This is a genomic window from Chryseobacterium sp. C-71, from assembly GCF_020911865.1.
Taxonomy (GTDB): Bacteria; Bacteroidota; Bacteroidia; order Flavobacteriales; family Weeksellaceae; genus Chryseobacterium.
The window spans coordinates 3,890,170-3,912,520 of the sequence record NZ_CP087131.1; the positions used below are offsets into that span (position 1 = coordinate 3,890,170).

Annotated in this window: 21 protein-coding genes; 5 read left to right on the plus strand and 16 right to left on the minus strand. The window is 34.5% G+C overall.

Features of this window, described 5'->3' with window-relative positions; translation table 11 throughout:
- Positions 1-47: 47 nt before the first annotated feature.
- The gene (locus LNP04_RS18025) at positions 48-3,212 is read right to left on the minus strand and encodes a hypothetical protein (protein WP_229984260.1); all 3,165 of its coding nucleotides are present in this window, start codon (positions 3,210-3,212) and stop codon (positions 48-50) included.
- Positions 3,213-3,470: 258 nt separating this feature from the next.
- Between LNP04_RS18025 and lpdA the strand changes: the two genes are divergently transcribed.
- The 4 genes from lpdA (at position 3,471) to LNP04_RS18045 (ending at position 7,565) form a co-directional block, all read left to right on the plus strand.
- Positions 3,471-4,859, plus strand: coding sequence for a dihydrolipoyl dehydrogenase (gene lpdA, locus LNP04_RS18030; protein WP_229984261.1), 1,389 nt, complete (start codon positions 3,471-3,473; stop codon positions 4,857-4,859).
- A 298-nt stretch (positions 4,860-5,157) separates the two neighbouring features.
- Complete coding sequence (locus LNP04_RS18035; RefSeq protein ID WP_229984262.1) at positions 5,158-5,772, plus strand: PH domain-containing protein; 615 nt, start codon at positions 5,158-5,160, stop codon at positions 5,770-5,772.
- Positions 5,773-6,232: 460 nt separating this feature from the next.
- The gene (locus LNP04_RS18040) at positions 6,233-6,688 is read left to right on the plus strand and encodes a hypothetical protein (protein WP_229984263.1); all 456 of its coding nucleotides are present in this window, start codon (positions 6,233-6,235) and stop codon (positions 6,686-6,688) included.
- A gap of 85 nt (positions 6,689-6,773) precedes the next feature.
- Complete coding sequence (locus LNP04_RS18045; RefSeq protein ID WP_229984264.1) at positions 6,774-7,565, plus strand: patatin-like phospholipase family protein; 792 nt, start codon at positions 6,774-6,776, stop codon at positions 7,563-7,565.
- An 11-nt stretch (positions 7,566-7,576) separates the two neighbouring features.
- Here LNP04_RS18045 and ade read toward each other — a convergent pair whose 3' ends face one another.
- The 6 genes from ade to LNP04_RS18075 form a co-directional block, all read right to left on the minus strand.
- Positions 7,577-9,211, minus strand: coding sequence for an adenine deaminase (ade, locus tag LNP04_RS18050; protein ID WP_229984265.1), 1,635 nt, complete (start codon positions 9,209-9,211; stop codon positions 7,577-7,579).
- Positions 9,212-9,280: 69 nt separating this feature from the next.
- Positions 9,281-9,730: a hypothetical protein gene (locus tag LNP04_RS18055; RefSeq protein ID WP_229984266.1), complete on the minus strand. Its 450-nt coding sequence runs from the start codon at positions 9,728-9,730 to the stop codon at positions 9,281-9,283.
- Positions 9,731-9,802: 72 nt separating this feature from the next.
- Positions 9,803-10,291: a hypothetical protein gene (locus tag LNP04_RS18060; protein ID WP_229984267.1), complete on the minus strand. Its 489-nt coding sequence runs from the start codon at positions 10,289-10,291 to the stop codon at positions 9,803-9,805.
- A gap of 22 nt (positions 10,292-10,313) precedes the next feature.
- On the minus strand, positions 10,314-11,033 hold the full coding sequence (locus tag LNP04_RS18065) for an ABC transporter ATP-binding protein (protein WP_229984268.1): 720 nt from the start codon (positions 11,031-11,033) through the stop codon (positions 10,314-10,316).
- 82 nt (positions 11,034-11,115) lie between these two features.
- Complete coding sequence (locus LNP04_RS18070) at positions 11,116-11,688, minus strand: hypothetical protein (RefSeq protein ID WP_229984269.1); 573 nt, start codon at positions 11,686-11,688, stop codon at positions 11,116-11,118.
- A gap of 248 nt (positions 11,689-11,936) precedes the next feature.
- Complete coding sequence (locus LNP04_RS18075) at positions 11,937-12,224, minus strand: DUF3817 domain-containing protein (RefSeq protein ID WP_229984270.1); 288 nt, start codon at positions 12,222-12,224, stop codon at positions 11,937-11,939.
- A gap of 238 nt (positions 12,225-12,462) precedes the next feature.
- Here LNP04_RS18075 and LNP04_RS18080 point away from each other — a divergent pair, with 238 nt between their 5' ends.
- Complete coding sequence (locus LNP04_RS18080) at positions 12,463-12,681, plus strand: hypothetical protein (RefSeq protein WP_229984271.1); 219 nt, start codon at positions 12,463-12,465, stop codon at positions 12,679-12,681.
- A 100-nt stretch (positions 12,682-12,781) separates the two neighbouring features.
- On the opposite strand, the gene LNP04_RS18085 is transcribed toward LNP04_RS18080, so the two are convergent.
- The 9 genes from LNP04_RS18085 to LNP04_RS18125 form a co-directional block, all read right to left on the minus strand.
- Complete coding sequence (locus tag LNP04_RS18085; protein WP_229984272.1) at positions 12,782-13,603, minus strand: alpha/beta fold hydrolase; 822 nt, start codon at positions 13,601-13,603, stop codon at positions 12,782-12,784.
- Between the two features lie 418 nt (positions 13,604-14,021).
- A complete protein-coding gene (locus tag LNP04_RS18090) occupies positions 14,022-14,540 on the minus strand; it encodes a DsbA family protein (protein WP_229984273.1) in 519 nt (172 codons plus the stop codon).
- A 3-nt stretch (positions 14,541-14,543) separates the two neighbouring features.
- Positions 14,544-15,005, minus strand: coding sequence for a redoxin domain-containing protein (locus LNP04_RS18095; RefSeq protein ID WP_229984274.1), 462 nt, complete (start codon positions 15,003-15,005; stop codon positions 14,544-14,546).
- A gap of 4 nt (positions 15,006-15,009) precedes the next feature.
- Complete coding sequence (locus LNP04_RS18100; protein WP_229984275.1) at positions 15,010-15,711, minus strand: YoaK family protein; 702 nt, start codon at positions 15,709-15,711, stop codon at positions 15,010-15,012.
- A 25-nt stretch (positions 15,712-15,736) separates the two neighbouring features.
- Positions 15,737-16,783: a cupin domain-containing protein gene (locus tag LNP04_RS18105; RefSeq protein ID WP_229984276.1), complete on the minus strand. Its 1,047-nt coding sequence runs from the start codon at positions 16,781-16,783 to the stop codon at positions 15,737-15,739.
- A gap of 439 nt (positions 16,784-17,222) precedes the next feature.
- Positions 17,223-17,780 carry a hypothetical protein gene (locus LNP04_RS18110; protein ID WP_229984277.1) on the minus strand — a complete coding sequence of 186 codons (558 nt, stop codon included), beginning with the start codon at positions 17,778-17,780 and terminating at the stop codon, positions 17,223-17,225.
- Positions 17,781-18,289: 509 nt separating this feature from the next.
- Positions 18,290-18,841, minus strand: a complete 552-nt coding sequence (locus tag LNP04_RS18115) for an antibiotic biosynthesis monooxygenase (protein ID WP_229984278.1) — start codon at positions 18,839-18,841, stop codon at positions 18,290-18,292.
- Positions 18,842-18,862: 21 nt separating this feature from the next.
- Complete coding sequence (locus LNP04_RS18120) at positions 18,863-19,921, minus strand: NADH:flavin oxidoreductase/NADH oxidase (RefSeq protein ID WP_229984279.1); 1,059 nt, start codon at positions 19,919-19,921, stop codon at positions 18,863-18,865.
- Positions 19,922-19,940: 19 nt separating this feature from the next.
- Positions 19,941-22,148, minus strand: coding sequence for an ATP-binding protein (locus LNP04_RS18125; protein ID WP_229984280.1), 2,208 nt, complete (start codon positions 22,146-22,148; stop codon positions 19,941-19,943).
- Between the last annotated feature and the right edge of the window lie 203 nt (positions 22,149-22,351).

A 22,351-nucleotide genomic window follows, 5' to 3' on the forward strand; every position in this document is an offset into this window, starting at 1 on the left:
AGAAGCTATTTCAACGGAGGTAGCTTCTTTTTTAAAGATGGATTATTTTAAAAATCTTTACCAGATAAATGAATTAAAGGGATATCTATTTTAACACCTAAATGATAAATTCCGGCATCAAATACTTTATTATTAGCATCTTTTCCAGTGTTATATGGCTGAAATCTAAATCCTCCCGATATTACAAAAGGTGAATTTTTTATCCCCATCAGAAACGTAGTACCCAAACTGAAGACTTCAGAAAAATGAACGTCCCTTGCGTAGTCTTCACCAGGTTTTACCAAATAATGATTAACCACATTTCCTAAATCCACAACGTCAACCGTGAAGCTATAATTATCATACCAGCCATTTCTTGACCAAGTAAAAGCAATACCAATCGGTGCCGTTATACCATAAACGGGCTGAGAACCAATTGTTGTACTTTTTAAAGACATCAGCCCACCACCAAATGCACCTACATAAGCGTTTAAGTCTATTGAACTGGGTTTTTTTCTTTTCAATTTGTACGAAGTGGGCGGTAAAGCATACGAATCGATGATTCCTGCCAATTGATGTTCATCTTTTACGGTTAATACGTCGCCGAAAAAGGATAGTAGGTTGGTGAGTTGTTTTGTGTATTTATGGTCATAGTTATTTAATATATTTAAACTTTCATCTCGCACGAAATCAAAATTCAATTCTGTAAAAATATCACTAAGATTTTTTTTATCTATCATTAAAGAATTATTCGCGATATATATGTAATTAATTAATCTAATCATTTCAGATTGGTCAATTCCCAATGAGTCTGATAAGGTTTTTATGTTTCCATTTTCATTTTTTTCCAGTAACTCATCTAAAAGTTTCATTCTAACATTTTTGTCTTTTGTTGTATAATTTGAAATAATTAAAAACTCGTTTAAATCTTTCGTCGGAATAGGAAATTGAGGCGAATTATTAATTTTAATGCATAAATTATCCTTATCCAAAAAAGAAAAGCTAATAAAATTTTTGTTATAAATGGGAATGTTATCTTTAGTAATATGATGAATTCTTTTTAATGTGTATGAATTTTTGTCAAATACAACTGAAATTTGTTTGTTTTTACCAAAGTTATAATAGAAATTTTTGTAATTGCTATTTATATTCGTTTCATTATTCAAGAGATTAATCAACCCAAAAGTCTGATTTGCAGCACCTACATAATCATTGTTTTGAAAATGCTCATATACAGACATTCCAGTTTTTATCCAATCGAGTTTGATTTTTATATTATCAATTTTTGGAGATTTAAATAATTCATCACTATACAAATTCGTTGTTAGCTGATTGAGAACGCTCCACACATTGTAAAAGTTTTTAGAAGCCAAATCGTCCTTTATTTCTTCTTTCTTAGTTTGGTAGTCGTTTCTTATTTTATCGAATTGTGAAAGAGAAATTAAAATATTCCCCATCCATTTGTTCAATTCTTGTTTTTTTGACTTGAAAGCTTCCATAATCTTAAATTGATTCAGCCTTTCTCCATATTTCAAATCAATAAGCTCGAGTAAAGTTTGATATTCCTGTTCGTTTAAGCCTGCAATTTCTTCATAAGACAAAAGTCTGTAAACATCTTTTCCGTCGATATTATCAATTGAAAAAAATTCGTTGGTAACGATGTAGAGAAGAGTGCTGCTGTTATCAATAAGTCTATTAATCTCCTGATTTACTTTATCCTTTCCATTTTTCTCTACTTCTAATCGTGGATTAATGTAAAAATATTTAATGATGTCTCTATAATTATATTGTTCGGTCATTAATCTGTTCAAATCATATCCAAACTCCACAGACTGTCTTAGTCTTGCATGATTTATGGAGTCTTTAATGATTACCTTTTCCACCCAGGGGCTTTGAACTAGATTTCTTGGCATTTCTACGAAATCTTTAGCAATAGCATATTTCCAAGTCGCATTAAATGTTGGGACTTTATAATTTTCAGCTCCTTCCATAACCTTTATAGTCTCTGGGAAAACATCTAAAATCATTGGGTTATTCATTTTTAAACGAATCTGATCCATAAACCAAATGGCAGCTTCCTGTTTTGCTCTTTTTGCCAAGAAAATTGCCATGGCTTCAATCATTTGAGACTGGCTCGGTATTTTGATTCCTGAAGAACCTGTTTGAGCTTGTGCGGTTTGTATTTGGGAGTTGATGATGATTTGTTGTTCTTTTGAAACTGAAAAGTTAGAGACACTTGATACTTTTTTTATGTCTTCTTTTAGTTTTGTAGATAGTGTTGAGGAATTTTTATCTAATGAGATTTGAACAAACTCATTTGCAAAAATTTCAAGATCGTTAGTTAATAAATCAAAATCATTTGAATAAGTTGATATTAGTTTAGAAATGATTGTTTCTCTAATTTCTTTTTTTAGTGTTTCTAAGTTTTTAAAATAAAAACTTCCATTTTTATCCATGTAATAGGAGCTTAGAATTTTTTTCTTAATATCATCTGGGAGTTGATTAAATTCTATACTAGAAAATAAATATTTAAGATTTTTTACTATCTGTTTTCTCTCTTCATCTTGCTCATTTTGAAGAAGTGTATTTTTTAGGTCTTCTAAACTTTTAATTATATATATATTATATGCTTTATCTACTTTATCTACATTTGTATAATAATCACTTATAATTTGTTTTAATTTTTGTTCATCAAACTTATGTGTGCTTTTATAATTTTCAAGATCTTGATACGAGTGAGTTGCTTGTAGTTCATTAGTGGATTTTTCAAAATCTTTTATCTCTTTATCTAAAGAATCTAAATTTGTATTCTTTTCTTTAATTAGGTTGTACATCACTTCTAAAGTGAGTTTGGTTTTCTTACTTGTTTCTAAAATAATATCCTTATGATCAACTTTAAAATTTGGATTGCTGCTAATCCAAATTTTCACTTGTACAGCTTTGTCATTTTTTAATTTTTGAATAAATTCGCTTAATTCTGAAAACTTTAATTGACTGTTAGTAATTAAAGATTCATCATTAATAGTGCTTTTTAATGCATAGTAAGTTTTATCTCTTTCTTCCACAGACATAGAATTGTCCGCAATCAGTTTACTCAAATAAAACAAATTGTATCTCGGAAAATTTTCAGTAGCCTTTTCTTTATCTTCGACTTTCAAAGTATAAGTTTGCCCAAAGCAAATAGAAAAATTTGCCATAAGAATAATGGCGAAATAGTAGAATTTCGTTTTCATGGTTTTAGTTTTTACATTATAAATTTATCAATTTATTTTGAAATAGTTATTTTTTTAAAATTATTTCTTTGTTAATTGACAAATTTTTCACTTTTGATATTTCGTAAAAAAATACCGTGATTTAATATTAGCCCTATTAGAAGTGCATATCGAAATTTAAATTATACTTTAAAGCTATTTGCATAATGGAATACTTTAATCGATCTGCTCTTCCGCATCCAATATTTTTCCTTAAATTCGCATAAAAATTTTAAGCTAATGAATTACGATATTATTGTCATCGGTAGTGGTCCTGGTGGATATGTTACAGCAATCAGAGCAGCACAGTTGGGTTTTAAAACTGCAATTATCGAGAAAGAAAATTTAGGAGGAATTTGCCTTAACTGGGGTTGTATTCCAACGAAAGCTTTGTTAAAATCGGCTCAGGTTTTTCATTATATTAATCATGCTGAAGATTATGGTTTAAATAAAGTGGAAGCGAGTTTTGAGTTTCCAAACGTAATCCAAAGAAGCCGTGGTGTAGCATCTAAAATGAGCAAAGGAATTGAGTTCTTGATGAAAAAGAACAAAATCGATGTGATTTTAGGAACTGCAAAAGTACAAAAAGGTAAAAAAGTTTCTGTAACAGATAAAGATGGTAAAGTGACTGAATATTCAGGAACAAACATTATCTTGGCTACAGGAGCTCGTTCTAGAGAATTGCCAAACTTGCCACAAGATGGTAAAAAAGTAATCGGATACAGACAGGCATTATCTCTTCCTGAGCAGCCAAAATCTATGATCGTTGTAGGTTCTGGAGCGATAGGAGTAGAGTTTGCTGACTTTTATAACACAATGGGTACGAAAGTAACTGTTGTTGAATTCTTACCCAACATCGTTCCTGTGGAAGATGAAGAAATCTCAAAACACTTGGAGAAATCTTTGAAAAAAACTGGTATTGAGATTATGACCAACGCATCTGTTGAAAGCGTAGATACAAGCGGAAACGGTGTAGTAGCTACCGTAAAAACAGCAAAAGGAAATATTACTCTTGAAGCTGATATTCTATTATCTGCTGTCGGAATCGCTGCAAACATCGAGAACATCGGTCTTGAAGAAGTGGGTATCCAGACAGATAAAGGAAGAGTTTTGGTCAACGAATGGTATGAAACTTCAGTCCCGGGTTACTATGCGATTGGAGATATCATCCCGACTCAGGCTTTGGCGCACGTTGCTTCTGCTGAAGGAATTACTTGTGTAGAAAAAATCAAAGGATTGCACGTTGAGAAAATCGACTATGGCAATATTCCTGGATGTACGTACTGCCACCCAGAAGTTGCTTCTGTTGGTCTTACAGAGAAGCAGGCTAAAGAAAAAGGTTATGAAATCAAAGTTGGAAAATTCCCTCTTTCTGCAAGTGGGAAAGCGACTGCAAACGGAAATACTGACGGTTTCATCAAAGTAATTTTTGATGCTAAATATGGAGAATGGTTAGGTTGCCACATGATTGGTGAAGGCGTTACCGATATGGTTGCTGAAGCTGTTGTAGCAAGAAAACTAGAAACTACAGGTCATGAAATCATTAAATCTATTCACCCGCATCCAACGGTTTCTGAAGCGATTATGGAAGCTGCTGCTGCTGCATATGGTGAAGTGATTCATATTTAATTTTCGCTTTTTAGGAGATGTAAATCTTTGACAAAGTTTAACAATATCAAAAACCACAGATTTTTTCTGTGGTTTTTTGTTTTTATCTGAATATTCATATACCCTAATCAAAAAATCTTTGTGGTCTTAGTAAAGTGTCAACGCCTTTGTGAGCCTTAAAAACGGTTAGATAGGAAAAAATCTGTGTGCTCTGTGTTCAAATTATGTATGATAATTAAAATTTTTCCTACGTTATATTTTATTTCAGTTATTTTCTTAATTTTATTAGCTAAATAAAACTACAAATTAAAATAAAATTATGTTTAAAAAATTAGCTGCTGAAGCTTTAGGATTAGGTGATATCGGTAAAATTATTCCTTCACAGGATTATGATAAAGTAGATTCTGACGATTACATTCTTTCGGAAGATCAGGAGAAAATTTTCTTCTTGATTAAATCTAAAAGAGACGAATACTGCTTTACCAACAGAGCTTTGATTCATATTGACGGAGCAAGTGCAATTGATAGAAAGAGAATTCTGAGAAGATATGAATACTATCAATTTCCTTTCTCGAATGTGGTTTTACAGACTGCGGGAACGATCGATCTGGATGTTGAAATTTCATTCAATATCGGAAATGTTCCTTTGATGATTAGCGTTGCAAAAGGTCAGGTTGATCAGTTGAAAGACTTATACAAAGCACTTTTGGCGATTCAGCAGGAAGTTCACCACAATCATTCTTTGTTGAATTTTTCTAATGACAGCATACAGAAAGCGATTGGAAGTGTTGCTTCCGGAAAGCAGGAAAACGTTTCAAAAAGTCAGGAATTAAAGGCTATCAACGAATATATTTTCGCATGGAACACGAATAGTTTCGATCGCTACAATCAAAAAGATTTTTCTAAGATTTTTGAAAAGTACATTAATAATTAAGATTCATTTGAACCACAGATTTTTTCTGTGGTTTTTTATATATTTAAAGTATAAAACACATAAGTTGAACAAAAAATACACACAGCTTATTTATAAGATCATTTTTTCTCCATTTACACAAATTGTTTTGTGCACTTTGCTTTTATTTGTTAAAATCTCGTCTATATATTTCAAAATACTGGTTTTGTGTGTATTCAGTCTTCAGCTTTTAAGGTATTATTTTAGAAAAACAGCATTTAATTCAACACATTCTTTTTGGTATCTTATTTTTGTTGTACCAATCTTATATTTCTTTTTGTACAGTAAGATTTTTGAGGTGTATCAAATTAATTTTTATATTAAAATATTCTTGTTTATTATACCCATCGTTTATAGTTTCTATTATTATTCTAAAAGAAATCCTTCAACAGGCGAAAAAATATTTTTGAATTTGATATGTTATTATTTTATTCCATTTTTTATGGCTTTGAATTTTTCTTTTGACTTTTCAAAACCTGTTATAAAAGAATTTGTGGTTATTGATAAACAGGAGAATTCATTTGGATCTTTCAATACAGAATATTCTGAATATACATTTTATGAATTAAAAGTAGTTCCAAAAAGTATTTATTTTAAACCATTTTTGCAAAAAGAACTCTCTGAGACTGATTATAAAAGTATGCTGTTAAAATCAGCAAAAATACATTCAAATAATTTGGTTAATTTAAAAAGTGTTGATTATGAGTTGATTAATACACAGTCTTTATTTAATATTAAAACTCAAAAATTTATTTACATCATTACACTGAAAGAATATGTCGAGCCAACTATGTTTAAAGTAAATACTGAAATTTATCGAAAGTTTAATAAAGGTGATAAGATTGATTTTGAAAAACATAAAGGTCTTTTTGGGATAGAATGGTATTATTTTAGATAATCGGTTTAGAAATATTAACATTTACACAACAACAATTAAATGGAAAAAAATTCTTTATCATCATTTGTTTTCATAAATTTATTCAATGAACTTTGAAAAAACGGGATTGGTTTTATCGGGTGGCGGTACTAAAGGTATTGCACATGCCGGAGTTTTGAAATTTTTAAGCGAAAAAAATATTGATGTAGACATTCTCTCATGTTGTAGTGCGGGTTCAATCGTGGGCTGTCTTTACGCAATTGGAAAAAAGCCTGAAGAGATTTTAGATTTCTTTCAATCCATCTACTTTTTCAACTGGAAACATTTTACCTTTAATCAGCCGGGACTGGTTTCATCGATTATTTTTGCCAATTATCTTAAACCTATTTTTCAGGATATGAAAATCGGTGATCTGGATAAAGAAGTAAGAATTGTTGCAACAGAATTGGTGTCCGGAACCGAAAAAATATTTGATAAAGATTTCAAAGTCATAGACGCAATGATTGCTTCCTGCTCAATTCCCGGAATTACAACACCTTATATTTTAGGTGAAGAAATGTATTGCGATGGAGGAGTTCTCAATAATTTTCCGGCTGACATTATCAGAGCTGACTGTGATAAATTGATTGGTGTATTTGTTTCGCCACCGCATGATATTAAAATCAGTGATCTGAAAACCATTAAATCCATTGTTTCACGTTCGTTTGATTTATTTTCATACAGAGTTGAAAAGGTAAAATTCGAATACTGTGACTGGCTGATTTCTTCCAAAGATCTTTCTGCTTTCGGGAATTTTGAAAGAAAAAAAGAACGTCTTGAGCAAATTTACAACATTGGGTATGAAGCGGCCAAAAACAGTTTTGTTGAAAACGATTTCTTTAGTAAAATAAAAAATTAGAAAAGAAAATTCTATTTATCTTTCACAAAAACATCCGTAAACTCGAAGCTTTTACCATTAAATAGACCCTTATCGCTCAGTTTTAATTCAGGAATAACCAAAAGTGCCATGAAAGACAAGCTCATGTAGGGTGCTCGTAATTTGCTTCCAAGCGCTTTTGCACTTAGATCTAATTTAATATATAATTCCGCAACTTCTTCGGCCGGAAGATTGGTCATAATTCCGGCAATTGGTAGTTCTAAAACCAATTCTTCTGTTTCTGTGGCTAAAGATATTCCGCCTTTTGCTCTGATGATGGCGTTCACGGCTTTACAAATATCATCGTCATTGGTACCAACGACAACGATATTGTGGCAATCGTGTGCAACACAGGATGCGATAGCTCCGTTTTTTAAACCAATATTTTTAATAAAAGCTGTGGCAACGGGAGCGTCGTTATATCGGTTGACTACAGCAATTTTTAGAATATCTTCTTCGGTATTTGATTCTGCAAAACCATTAATGACCAAAGTTTTTGATTGTATTTCATGCGTGATTAATTGTCCGTCAAGAGCTTCAATCACACGAATGGTATCGCTTTCACTTTTAATTTTAAAATCGGATGGTTGTTTTAAATTACAGTTAAAATTATTCGCAACGGGTGCTTCAACGGATTGAATGAAAGAGTTTCCGTTCTCTGCAACCAATTCACCATTGATGTAGGTTTTTAAAATATTGAAGTTTTCAATACTATCAATTTCAATAAAATCTGCATTATCGCCAGGCTGTAATAAACCAATGGGTAAATTATAGTGTTTTACAACATTATAAGATGCGGCACGAAGAATATCATATAAGTCGTGACCGGCTTTCAAAGCACGTTTTACATGATCATTGATGTGGGATTCAATTAAATTATCGGGATGTTTGTCATCACAACAAAACATGATCTGCTCCGGAAAATCTTTTAACAATGGAATTAACGTGTCGAAATTTTTGGCAGCACTTCCTTCTCGGATCATTATTTTCACCCCGTGTTTCAGCTTTTCAAGAGCTTCGGTATGGCCAAAACATTCGTGATCTGTCGTTATTCCGGCATCGAAATAGGTTTTCATTCCTTCTCCCATTAATCCCGGAGCGTGACCATCGATGGGTTTGCCGTGTTTTTTAGCAAAGGCTATTTTCTTTAAAACCTCTTCATCATTATAAATAACGCCCGGGAAATTCATCATTTCAGCTAAGTAAACAATTTCTTTTCTACTCAATAGCTGGTCAATATCATTAGAATCAATTATAGCTCCTGCAGTTTCAAACTGAGTCGCCGGTACGCAAGACGGAGCTCCAAAATAAAAATGAAATGGAAAATGCTGAGCATTTTCAATCATATAATCGACACCCGCAACGCCTAAAACATTGGCTATTTCGTGCGGATCAGAAATTGTTCCTACAGTTCCGTGTTTTACGGCAATTCGGGCAAATTCTGAAGGTACGAGCATGCTGCTTTCGATATGAACGTGTGCATCGATAAACCCGGGTAAAATATAAGTGTCTAATGTTTCTTTAATTCTCTTTATTGATGCAATTTTCTTATTTAAAATAGATATTTCTGCGGGATACGTTTCTCTTGAAATGATATCAATTAAATTTGCTTTGACTGTAAATTTCATTCTGTTTTTCTTAAAATAAAAAATTCCTAATCGTGAAATTAGGAATTATTATTTGATTTTTTGTTTAAATTAATTTTTAACAACCTGCGCATCTTGTCTTACTAAAGTTTCACCGTTTCCATCGATTACTACTAACGTGTAAGGCGCTTTTTTGGCGGAAGCTGTCAGATAATTTCTCCAAACCTGATAAAGTGTTCCATTATTATTAAATTCAAAATAATAATTGCCGCCAGATCCATCGGGGATAACTTCTCCGTCTGAGATAATCATGCTTGGTTTGGCTGAGATTTTCGTATTAGCGCCCCAAGATTGATAAAGGTAATTTCCGTTTGGCTGTTTGTCGATCTTTATTTTAAACTTTTTAGTTTTAATAATAACCGTTTTAGGAATTCTCTCTTGAGAATCTTTATCTCTGTTATTGGTAATTTTTTCTTTTGGATTGGTATCATTATTATCTTTAATATTCGCAAAAGATAAAACAGGCAGTAAACATGCGCCCAGTATAATTTTCTTAATCATTGTATTGGTTTTATTTAAGATTATTCACCAAAGGGTTATCAAATTTAAAGCCAATAAACGTTCTCAATTTTTTTATTTAAATATTTCTTTAAATTCATTAATGTAAGAAAATTTTTCATAACCTAAATGATTAAAATTATTTTGAATATAATCTTTCAGTTTCAAATAATTTCGATGATATGATTGAGATACATTAATTACTTTGTTTTTTTTGTTATATAAAAAAATAAATTCGTAAGTCCCACCATTATCACTTTGATGACTGTATTTCCAGCCTTCAATTTCTGAATGTGAATATTTTTTAATTATAAGTCCGAAGAATTGCTTGACAATAATTTCTTTAGTATTAAATATTACAATTGTACATTTTGTCTTAAATTCCAGAAAAAGTAATAACAAAAATGAAGAAATCATTATTGTAGGTACAAAAATTTTGACAAAAATTTTATCATTGTAATATGGAGAAATAAAGAAATCAGGAAGAATAAAAATGATTGCACATAAAATTGCAATTAATACTATGGGCAGTATAAAAGCTTTAAAAGTAAATCTTGTTTTCATGTTTACAAAATAATATTCTTACTTAATCATCAACCTCAACTACATGATTCTGCGTATAACTCGCAAAAGCCTCCTCCAGACTGTCAAATTTCCCTTTAAATTCTTCAATTGCGCAATCCTGCAGAATATTTCCTTTGTGAATCAAAATTACTCTAGAGCAAAGTGCCTCAACCTCCTGCATAATGTGTGTAGAAAGCAAAACTGTTTTCTCTTTACCGATTTCTTTTACTACGTTTCTGATTTCGATGATTTGATTAGGGTCAAGACCGTTGGTAGGTTCATCCAGAATCAATAAATCAGGTTGGTGAATAATCGCCTGAGCCAAACCTATTCTCTGTTTGTAACCTTTAGATAGCTGGCTGATTTTCTTTGATTTTTCGGGAGTAATTCCTACCAATTCAATGACCTCATCTACTCTCGCTTCAGAAATTTTGTGAATATTGGCAACAAATTGCAGATACTCTTTCACATACATTTCCAAATACAGAGGATTGTTTTCCGGAAGGAAACCGATGTTTTTTTTGCTTTCGATTTCGTTTTCAGAAATATTTTTTCCGTTAAAAATAATTTCACCTTCATCAATTTTCAAAGCACCCACAATAGATTTCATCAGTGTAGATTTTCCGGCTCCGTTTGGGCCAAGAAGACCTATGATTTCGTTTTTTTCAATTGAAATGTTAATATTGTTGAGTGCAGTTTGCTCAGCAAACTTTTTGGTTAAATTGATTATTTGAAGAGACATAATTGTTAATCTTTTTACAAAAATAAAATAAAAAAACTCATTCTTTACGAATGAGTTCAGGTATTATTAAAAAAATAAATATTTACTTTCTTGATTTCTTTTTCGGAGTAGGATTAGCAACAGCAGCTTTTTCTGGTACGTAAGTGTTTGTACTTGATACATTAGAAACTGTATTTGCTTTACTAGCTACAGATTTTTTGTACAAAGCGGCTTTTGACGAGCCAATTCCGAAAATTTTGTCGATCTGTTTTTTATTCAAAAACTGAGATTTCCCGACATATTTTTTGTTCTTATTGATATACTGAATAAACTGTACGGTAGGCTGACCGTAGTTTTTTTCGTAATGAAGTTCAATGATGTCATTTGGAAGTTCCAACGTAACATTGCCCGAAGGTTGATCTATAAAGCCGTCAGTGATCAATTTGTAAAGATCATTAACGTCACCGTTAACGTCTAAAAATGAAAATGATCTGAATGTGTTAAGATTACTTGTGTTAATATCCTGGTAATTGAATGTGAACCTGTTTTCTTTTTTGTACAAGCCTACCGAATTTTCTTTACCAATTTCCACCAAGGTCTCATTTTTCAGCACCTTAATTTGGGAAAAAGCAGATATTCCAAACGTGCAGGCGAATAGTAGAAGTATTTTTCTCATGTTATGTATTTTATATATGATGTGATATGGTAGTGCTAAATTAGCTATTCTACAATTAACCACAATTTTTTATGGCACAAAAATAACTTTTTTTTTTGACTTAGGTTTTCTCAATATTGAGATGAAAGAAATTTTAACTTGCTCGTTTTCTTTTTTGAAATTGCAGTAGAGGCACTTAAGTGTATTTTGAACTGTGCTTTTATTTTTGTGCGAGATATTAAAAATGTTATTGAATTTTAGCCACTGACTCAGCTTTGCGAATATTCTTCTTTTAATTTTTTATCTAATATAAAAGGTACGAAAGGCAAAACAGAACCTATTATGTAGATAATAACCCTCACAAGACTCCATCTGTACTTTAGTGCTGTTGCGACGAGAATAACCATAAAAACAAGAAATAATACTCCATGTATCCATCCAAAATATTTCACAGCTTCAGAAATATTAAAAATATATTTTAATGGCATTGCAATAAAAAGTAAAATCAAGTAGGAGATGCCTTCAATAAGAGCTGTTTTACGATAGATATTGATCATACAAAATAAAATTTTCGGCAGGCGAATGTTGCGGCAATAATAGTTTATTCTGATGGAATTTACAAATATATATTTTTGTGAAAAATTAAAAACTACCCACCGTAAAGACCAAACTAACAAGTTTTTATTTAAAATAAATCAAATTTTGGTTTTTGTTTAGTTGTTTTTAAGTTTTGGTTAATAAATTGTATAGTAAAAACCAAAGCGATCAATAAACTCTAATCATAAAAACAATACGATGGATATTTCTTACTACGATTTTACAAATTTACCAGATAAGACTCAATTTGACCTGGTGTTGAGTAAAGGAAAAATAATCAGTGAAAATACGGTGAGTAACACGAAGTATATGCTGTATGAATTGTCTAGCTTTACGGTTGAGATTATTTACAGCTTACCCAAAAATTCTATTTCAGGGAAAAATGTTTATCTCAATAGAGCCGCATATTCAGCCTGATGCTAGATTGAAACAAGAGTTATCATGATATTTATTTGTAACAAAATAAAGAGTGAACCATTGGCTCACTCTTTCAATATTTACTTAAACAACTTAAATTTTAAGCTTCAATAAACTCTAAAAGGTCTTTATTAATCGTTGCTGCTTCCGTAGTCGGCATTCCGTGAGGGAAACCAAGATACGTTTTTATCGTTCCGTTTTTCAATAATTTGATTGATTTCAAAGCTGCATTTTGGTAAGGTACAATCTGGTCATCTTCACCGTGAAGAACCAAAACCGGAATATCAACATTTTTCAAATCTTCTGTAAAATCAGTTTCAGAAAACGCTTTGATCCCGTCATAATGAGCAACGATTCCACCCATCATTCCTTGTCTCCACCAGTTTCTCTGTACGCCTTCTTTCACATCTGCGCCTTCTCTGTTATAACCATAAAATGGGAAAGTCAAATCAATATAAAACTGCTGTCTGTTGTTTAAAGTCTGGTCTCTGATGCCATCAAAAACCGACATCGGAACACCATCCGGATTGCTGTCGCTCGCTACCATAATTGGCGGAACAGCACTGATTAAAACTGCTTTTTTCGCTCTTCCATTCGCATATTTATTCACATAACGGATTACTTCGCCACCGCCAGTTGAGTGACCGATGTGAACTACATCCTTCAAATCTAAGAATTCTACCAATTCCGCTGCATCAGAAGCGTATTGCTCAATCGTGTGATTGTAAATATCCTGGCTGGAACGGCCGTGACCTCTTCTGTCGTGCGTCACCACTCTATAACCTTTTTGCAGGAAAAAAATCACCTGTGCATCCCAGTCGTCTGATGATAAAGGCCATCCGTGGTGAAACATCAAAACTGGTCCTTCGCCTTGGTCTTTGTAAAAAATCTCTGTTCCGTCTTTTAATTTTAGTGTGCTCATTGTTTTAATTTTTAAATGTTGTGATTAATTTATTTTATATTTTGTTGTCTTAATTCTTTAGCAAATGTAGTCCTGTAAATTCCAATCCATCTTAACCTAGGTTAAAATCGTTCAGTCTTGTTAAATTTTATTTGACTCCGTCGAACCACTTTGTTAGGTTTTGGGCAGCTTTATCCGCCTTCCGTTCCCGCTTTTTTTGTCATTGCGAATGACGTGAAGCAATCAGTTGAACGATTCAGCAATCGCAATGACAAAAAAGAGATCCACTCAAGTCGGGCTGCAGATTCAGTGTAAAACAAGGTTCAACCTCAAAAGAAAACTTAAGTGTTCTTTTTTGCGTTATGAAAGAAACTTAAACTTACTTAAGTGTCAAAAATCTTTTATGTCTTTTGACTCCGTCGAATCTTCGATTTGTGGTTTAACTCTCAGTATTCTCCCTCAAAAGCTCAAACAAATCTTCCGCACCGCCATCGAATTTCTTTCCATTCACAAAGAAAGAAGGCGTACCGTTCACGCCGCTCATAATCCCGCTTTCAAAATCTGCATCTACTTTTTCAGCTAATTCTGTACTTTCCAAATCCTTTTCAAATTGAGGAATGTTCAGTTTTAATTGTTCTGCCAACTTCATCAGTAAGTTTTCATTCAAATCTCTCTGATTTTCATAAATCGCATCGTGCATTTCCCAGAATTTCCCTTGTTGATTGGCTGCTTCTGCTGCGATGGCCGCTGGTCTTGCATATTGGTGCATTTCAGACAAAGGAAAGTTTCTGAAAACAAATTTGACTTGACTTCCATATTCTTCCATCAATTCTTTCAGAACCGGATAAGCGGCGCCGCAGTATGGACATTGATAATCGCCGTATTCTACAATCACAAGTTCGGCGTTTGCATTGCCTTGTACGTGGTCAGCCTGGCTGACGTTTGGTTTTAGTGACATAATTTATTTTGTGTTAAGGGTTTCTAAAGCTTCTAAAATTCCGTCTGCACCAGGATTGATAGCCGTTGGTGACAGATAACTCCATTCGATAATACCATCTTTGTTGATGACGAAAAGTGCTCTTTTACATTCGCCTTCTTCCTCGTCGTAAACGCCGTATTTTTTAGCAATTTCTCCTTTAGCCTCAAAATCTGCGAGTAAAGGAAAATGTAAATTTCTTGATTGTGCAAATGCCAGATGACACCATTTGCTGTCTACAGAAATTCCGAAGATTTCGGCATCATATTTATGAAAGAACTTTAAAGTTTCATTGTACAAAGCCATCTGGTCGCTGCAAACCGGACTCCAGTCGGCGGGATAAAAAGCAAGGATGACATTCTTTCCTTTGAATTCTGAGAGTGTAATTTTCTGGTCGGGCGTTGCATACAAAGTGAAATCTGGAGCAACATCGTTTTTCTGTAACATAATATTAGTTTTTAAAGTTAATTTTTGAAATCAGTAATCCGCAAATTATTAGTGATAAAGCAGGAATCATCAAAGTCCATTTTCCAAAATAATCGAGCAGGAAAGGAGCGATAAATGCACCTGTTATAAATCCAATCCACAAGAGTAAAAGATGAATCGAATTAGATTTATACTCTTCTTTTTTATCTTTATCTTTGGTCATACTAAGCATTGCGGTGTTCCTTGCCAAGCTGTTCAGAGTTCCTGTCACGAAATCCGTATTTACTTTTTGGTTTCCGACCGAAGTCACAATCGTATTCATCATTCCCATTGAAAATCCGACAATTGCAATGGATGTCCAATTATTAATATCATAAAAATAAGCAATAATTGAATAGAAAATGAGAATTCCGGAAACAAGATAAAAAGTTAATATTTGGTTCTTAATTCTCTTCCATAATGAAAGGCAGGTTCCGGCGTAAATTCCCAATAAAAAACAACTAATGACTGTAACTGATGTGATAATGATTCCAGATTTACCCGTTGAAATGGCCGCTCCCAATGAAGTTGTATTTCCACTCATAAAAGAGACGTAGGTTTTCCATTGTATCAACCCTGTTGCATCGATATATCCTGCAATCAAAGCTAAGAATATGACCAATCTCTCTTGTATCTTAATCGAATCAGATGAAACAACAGTGCTTGTTTTGATGACAGAATGATTCATTATTTAGAAAGATTTAATTCTAATCTTATTTCTTAGGCTGAATGAAAACTTTCTCAGTCGGGAATTTTTCAATTTCGCCTTCTTTTAAACCGAAATTAGTAATGACAACATCTTTCGGATTTCCTGAAAGCCATTGGCTTAAATCAATAGATTCATAATGTCCGCTGTTGAATCCAATCAGAATTTTGCAAATGGTATCGCCTGTATTTTTGATATAATGTCCGGCTCCCATTGGAACGTAGCCCACATCTCCTGCACTGAACTGTTCTGTAACACAAGTAGATTCCGCTAAGAAAACTGACATTTCCGCTTGTCCTGAAATAAAATACTGCCATTCGTCCGCATTGGGATGCCAGTGCATTTCTCTCAAAGCTCCCGGTTGCAATTCCAAAATAGAACCAGACATCGTGCTGCTGATAGGAAATTCTTTACTTGTTACCAATCTCTGTAAACCTCCGCCCGGAACGATTCTCGGCTGTTGGGAATGCAAAGGATAACGGTGGAAGCTCGTTAATTCGATGTCAGATTCATTCGGACGAGCTTCAGCAACGAAAGACATTTCATCAGGAATAATTCCCGCTGCGAAGTAGGCTTCTTTCTGAGGCAAGGCCGCTACTTCTTCTAAAGTTAAATTTAAATTCTGAGCAACGATTTCAGGTGGTACGCTTGAAACAAAATCGGTCACGCTGAACGTGTGGTCTTCAGAAAAATTACCGTTATCAAAAATCAAAATAAAATGACATTCTTCCGTTCCAGTCGCCTGAATCGAGTGACCGTAACCTTTTGGGAAATACCAAACATCGCCCGGTTCAAAATTATCGGTGTAGCTGTGACCATCAGGATGGATAATCGTTGTGCGAACCGTTCCCGAAATCACGTAAGCCCATTCAGCAGCGTTGGCGTGCCAGTGTAATTCTCTCATACTTCCTGGTTGCAGTCTCATCGAAACTCCCGCAATACCAATAGAAGCAGGGAAATCTTTTACAGAAGCACCTCTTGTCGTTCCGCCATCGTTGGTTCTTGGTTCTTTTTTTTCTAATTCGTATTTGAAGCTAAGTGATTCAGTTTTCATCGTATTATTTTTTATGATTAATGATAGTTTGTCTTTATTTCTACTGTAAAATTAGCCCTGAATCAGGGACTTTTTAGGTCTCATTCGATGAATAGGCAAAATGAGTCGTTGAGTTTTATGATGGAGTAGATGATGAATATTTTTAAACCAAAGTGAAAATTTTTTCGAGCTACTTAAATCTTATTGAATAGTTATTTTTGTCATTCTGAATGGAATTTTGCGAAGCATTATGAAATGAAGAATCTTTTAAAATCCAAATATTTGAGATTTTTCGACTCCACTTTGTTTCGCTCAAAATGACAGCCTTAGAAAATTTAAATTTAAAATTTAACAAGATTCTTTGTTTTAAACAAACTGCGGAAAATAAAACACAAATTCTAAACACAAAAAATCACTGGAAAGTTCCAATGATTTTAATAAAATATAATGTGTTGATTTATTAGAAAGGTTGATTGTATTTTCCTGTCAATGCTTTGTTTTCGATGCTTTTTGCAAAGTTTGGCGTTTCTTCGTGGTTGTGGGCATCAGAAGCGGCTTGTCTGGAAGCAGCGGCATCAGCAAGATTTACGTTGTGTTCTTTCAGGTATTCGAACATTTCAGGTGTTGCGGTTGCGTGAATTTCGTTGGTGTACAACGTCGTGTTATCATCAATTTTTGTGGCTTTCAGTTCCCATAAAACCTGAACTTTTGTACGTCCGTTTTGAGTAATTGAATCTGAAATTGATAACATTCTGCAGTAATCTGGACGGTGTTCTACCGCAACATAATGCTGAACCATCAACGCATCTCCGATAGTTTCAACATTTAGAGAAACCGGTGCGCCGTCAAAAGTGGTAGAAATAGCGGCTCCTATGTGCTGTGTTGAGCATCTTTGATATTCGGCATCGGGAAGATTAAGTAACCAATCTGCGATGTTTACTTTTTCGATTGGGGCATTGATAATCGCTGTAACTGTAGAGTGAGACAATGCATTTTCTGGTGTTTGAATAATTTCCATAATGTTTAAAGTTTAATTGTTTGTATGTGTTAATTTGATGGTGTAAAGCTACATTCAACAAAATTCAAAATCAATTGGTGTTCGATGAAGAGGCGGAAACTGTCGTTTAATAAGATAAATGAGATTGTAATATTCCGCAGATTATTTTATGCAAAAGTAAAAGTTGTTTTGTTTCAAACAAGTTGCGGGAAACAAGCTGCAATGTTATTTTGTTCCAAACAGGGTAGTTTTAAATAAAAGTAAAAGTGATTTGGTTTCCCGCAGACTGTGGGAGACTTCCGCCAAAGTTGTTTTGTTTCAAACAAGTTGCGGGAAACAAAATGCAAAGTTGTTTTATCTTAAACAGGTTATTTTGAAGAAATGCAAAGTGTGTGTTGGTTTAAACGGGTTGTTTAGAGAAAATACAAGTTGTGTTTTAATCTAAACGAGTTGTTTTGAAGAAATGCATTAAAATAAAAAAATCCATCCCAATTTGTTTGAGACGGATTCTATTTAAATTCAAATTTCAATTATTTATAAAGCCATTTCCTGATCAGCTTCGTATAATTTGGCATTACCACAAAAACCATCATAAACACGATGATTCCGGAGTTTATAAGACCATCGGAATAATGGTTTGCAGGGATTTTCAGTAATCTCAAAAACGGAATTGAAACAAGGGGAATCAATATTGATAGAGGATAAATCGCAGACCAGGTGACAAGATACTGCTTCCAGCGGACTGGAACTTTTCGGCCTTCATTTTCTGAATTAAAAAGGAAATCCAAACCGGATTTTATCTGGTATCTGTCATTTTTTCTGAAATAAGGATTCGCTTTTTCAATCATTTTTTTCCGGCTGTCAGATTCTATCCAGTTTTTTAAATTATTGATGGTATCAAAACGGATAATAACGGTATAAACAAAAGTCAAATCAGGAATCGGACGTACAATCTGCAAATCGATAAAACCTTCCGAATGTTTTGTGATGGGAACAATTTCTTCTAACCATTTTTCATATTCCTGTTGTTTTCCATTCAAAATATGATGGGTAATTACTACAGATGCGCCTGGATTTTCCATACCGAAATAAGTTTAAACGGATTAAAAAGCTCTTTTATATTGCCACGGAATGTCGGTTTCGATATCCAATTCCTTTGCTGAATGAAGGGCAAAATAAGGATCCCGCAAGTGTTCTCTGGCAATCACCACCAGATCTGCCTCATCATTCACAATAATGTCGTTTGCCTGCACAGCTTCGGTAATCATCCCGACTGCACCTGTGGCAATGACAGTCTGCTTTTTTATAATGGATGCAAACGGAACCTGATAACCCGAAAAAACTCTGTCTTTGCTCACATTGGCAAATCCGCCGCCGGATGCAGTTATAAAATCGACACCGTTTTCCTTCAGGATTTTTGAAAGGATGATGCTGTCATCCAATTTCCACGCATCGGGCGCTTCCAGATAATCGACTGCTGAAATTCTGACCAGCAAAGGCATTCCGTTTGGGATTGCTTTTCTCACTTCGCCCACCGTTTCTACCAGAAAACGGATTCTATTTTCAAGACTTCCGCCATATTCGTCCTGTCTTTTGTTGATGACGGCAGAATAAAACTGATGAAAAAGATAACCGTGACCGGCGTGCAATTCTATGGTGTCAAATCCTGCATCTACCGCCCGAATTGCAGCATCAACAAATTTTAACTTCAGTTCCTGAATCTCATCCACCGTCAACTCCTTGGGGATCACACCATTCATTGCAGTGGGTGAGGATGATTTTACCGTCCATCCGCCTTCTTCTTTCGTGAGTGGTTTCATACCTTCATTGGGGTGTTTCAGGCTGCCCTTTCCACCAGAATGCCACAGCTGGATTCCTATTTTTGCATCCTGCTCGTGTACGAAATCTACAATATTTTTCCAGGCATTTTTTTGTTCATCACTCCAGATTCCGACATCGCTTAAAGTGGCTAAACCTTCGGGCGAAACTGCTGTACATTCGGTAATGATTAAACCTGCGCCACCAACGGCACGACTTCCCAAATGAACCAGATGCCAGTTTCCGGGAACGCCGTTTTTTGCGCTGTATTGCTGCATTGGCGATACTACAATTCTGTTTTTCAAAGTCAGATTGCGGAGCGTTATGGGTGAGAATAAATTCATTAGTGTTAAATTTTTAAAGTTAAAGTGATTGTAAAAATGTCCCGGCTTCCTGTAAAGCAAAATGAATGCTGTCTTTCAGGTTTTCGAGAGCCTGTTCAGTAGGCGGATTTTTCTCTGTCGTTTTTTCCAGAAGATTCAGATTTTCTTCCAATAGGGGAAGTAATCCCATTATGGAAATGCTGGATTTGAGATCGTGCGCCCTGAGTTTTACGGTTGTGAAATCAAGATTTTCGTACGCCGATTCTAATTCTTCCAAGTGTGGCGGAACGTTTGCGATAAACTGCTCTGTCACGGTTTTTTCGAAGGAAGTATCTCCACCGCTTATCGATTTCACATAACTCAACTTGATAAATTGAAAATCTGTTTCAGTTTTTGATGCTTTCTTCCCGGGATCATTCGCTTCCGTGAGACCGAAATTGGAGATGAGCTTAAATAATTCTTCCTCGTTGATGGGTTTTGAAATATATTCATTCATACCACGGCTCAGGCATTTTTCCCGTTCGCCGGCCAAAGCGTGTGCAGTCATTGCGATGATAGGAGTGTCTAACTTAAGAACTTCACGGATCTGTTGGGTTGCTGCGTAGCCGTCCATCTGTGGCATTTGGATGTCCATTAAAACCAAATCACAGTCGTTATTTCTGAGAAATTCTACCGCTTCCAGACCGTTGTTTGCGATATCAAAATTAATGTTCCACTGGGACAGAAGATGTTTCATCAGGCTTTGATTGATGGCATTATCATCCACTACCAAAACCCGCAACGGCGCATTCGATTTATCTTTAAAATAATCAGGATCTACAGGATGTACTGTTTTAATCTGCTCTTCGGAAATCTCATACGGAATATAAAAACTGAAGGTTGTGCCTTTGCCGGGTTCGCTGCTGACTTCGATATTGCCGTTTTGCAAAACGATTAAATTCTTAACAATCGACAGGCCCAAACCTGTTCCGCCGAAGTTTCGGGTAATGGAATCTTCGCCCTGGTTGAATCTTTCGAAGACTTCATCCAGTTTTTCCTTTTCGATGCCTATTCCTGTATCAGAAATTGTAAATCCGAGTGTAATCTGGTTTTGAGTTTTGGATTGGGTGAAAACTTCGATATTTATTTTCCCCTGATGCGTAAATTTGATCGCATTGCCGATGAGGTTGACCAAAATCTGGGTCAGTCTCGTGGCGTCGCCATTTAAAGTATCAGGAATGGCAGCATTGACTTTGCTGGATATTGTGATTCCTTTTTCTTTGGCTCTTTCCAGAAAAAGAGTCTCTACAGAGTTGATTAAACCATTGATACTGAATATTCCTGCTGTAATGCGCATCATTCCGGCTTCAATTTTTGATAAGTCTAAAATGTCATTAATAATCGCCATCAGGTTTTCTCCCGAACGTTGGATTGATGAGACAAATTCTTTTGACGTTTCATCCAAAGATCTTTTCTGCAAAAGGTTGGTAAAGCCCAAAATTCCACTTAAAGGTGTTCTGATTTCGTGGCTCATATTGGCAAGGAAATTTTCTTTGGTCTGTGCGGCAACTGAAGCTTTTTTCTCCGTAACATCCAATTCCTGAATGAGTAAACGTTGTCTGTTGAACTGACGAAGAATGTGATACCCAACGATTGAACCGCTTAAAATCAAAAGAACCAATAAAGAGATATCGTATAATCTTGCTTTTTGTCCCATTTCCTCGCTCTTTTTGCTGAGGTCAATCATATTTAGTTTTCGGCTTTCGTAGATTTTAGCAGTAATGCTTGTTATTTCATTGGAAATTTTTCTTGCTCGTGGATTGGCAATGGAAGTCTGGTCATCCATATTTCCAAGCGTGTGATAACGGAGCAGTAATTTATCCTTCGTTGTTTTCTTTTCCATTGCAAGAACGCTCAGTCTGTGAATCCACCGTTCTTCAACGTCGTCTGAATTGTCCTTGGATAGTGAATCGAGAAAGTTTTCTATCTGATTTATTTTTTGGTCAATTCCTTCGAGATGAGTCGTGTCGTTGGTCGCGATAGAAGCTCGGATTCTGCTTTCAACGCCCAAAATATCACGGTCGATTTCACGCAAATGATTGCTCGAACGTAGTTCGTTGAGAAGTCGGTTGTTATTTCTAATGAGTTCTTTGGTGTTTTTAGCCGAATTGATTTGAACTGCTATCAACAGGAGAGAACCCGCAATGAAAGTGAGGATGATGAAATAACTGAACCGTCTGTTTCCCATTACTGAGGATATTTTTTTCATAAGTGTCTGTACTTATTTTGAATTGTTGAAAACCGCTTTTGAATTGTAAAACCACCCCGTCAAAAATTCTTTGAATTTTCGCCACCCCTCCAAGGGAGGGGAATTTTTACATTTGAATTGGAACGTTGAATCTCTCGCAGCCCGACTTGAGCGGAAATCCTTTTTTGCTTGTTCTCAAGTTCTATTTAAACTGAAATCGTGTG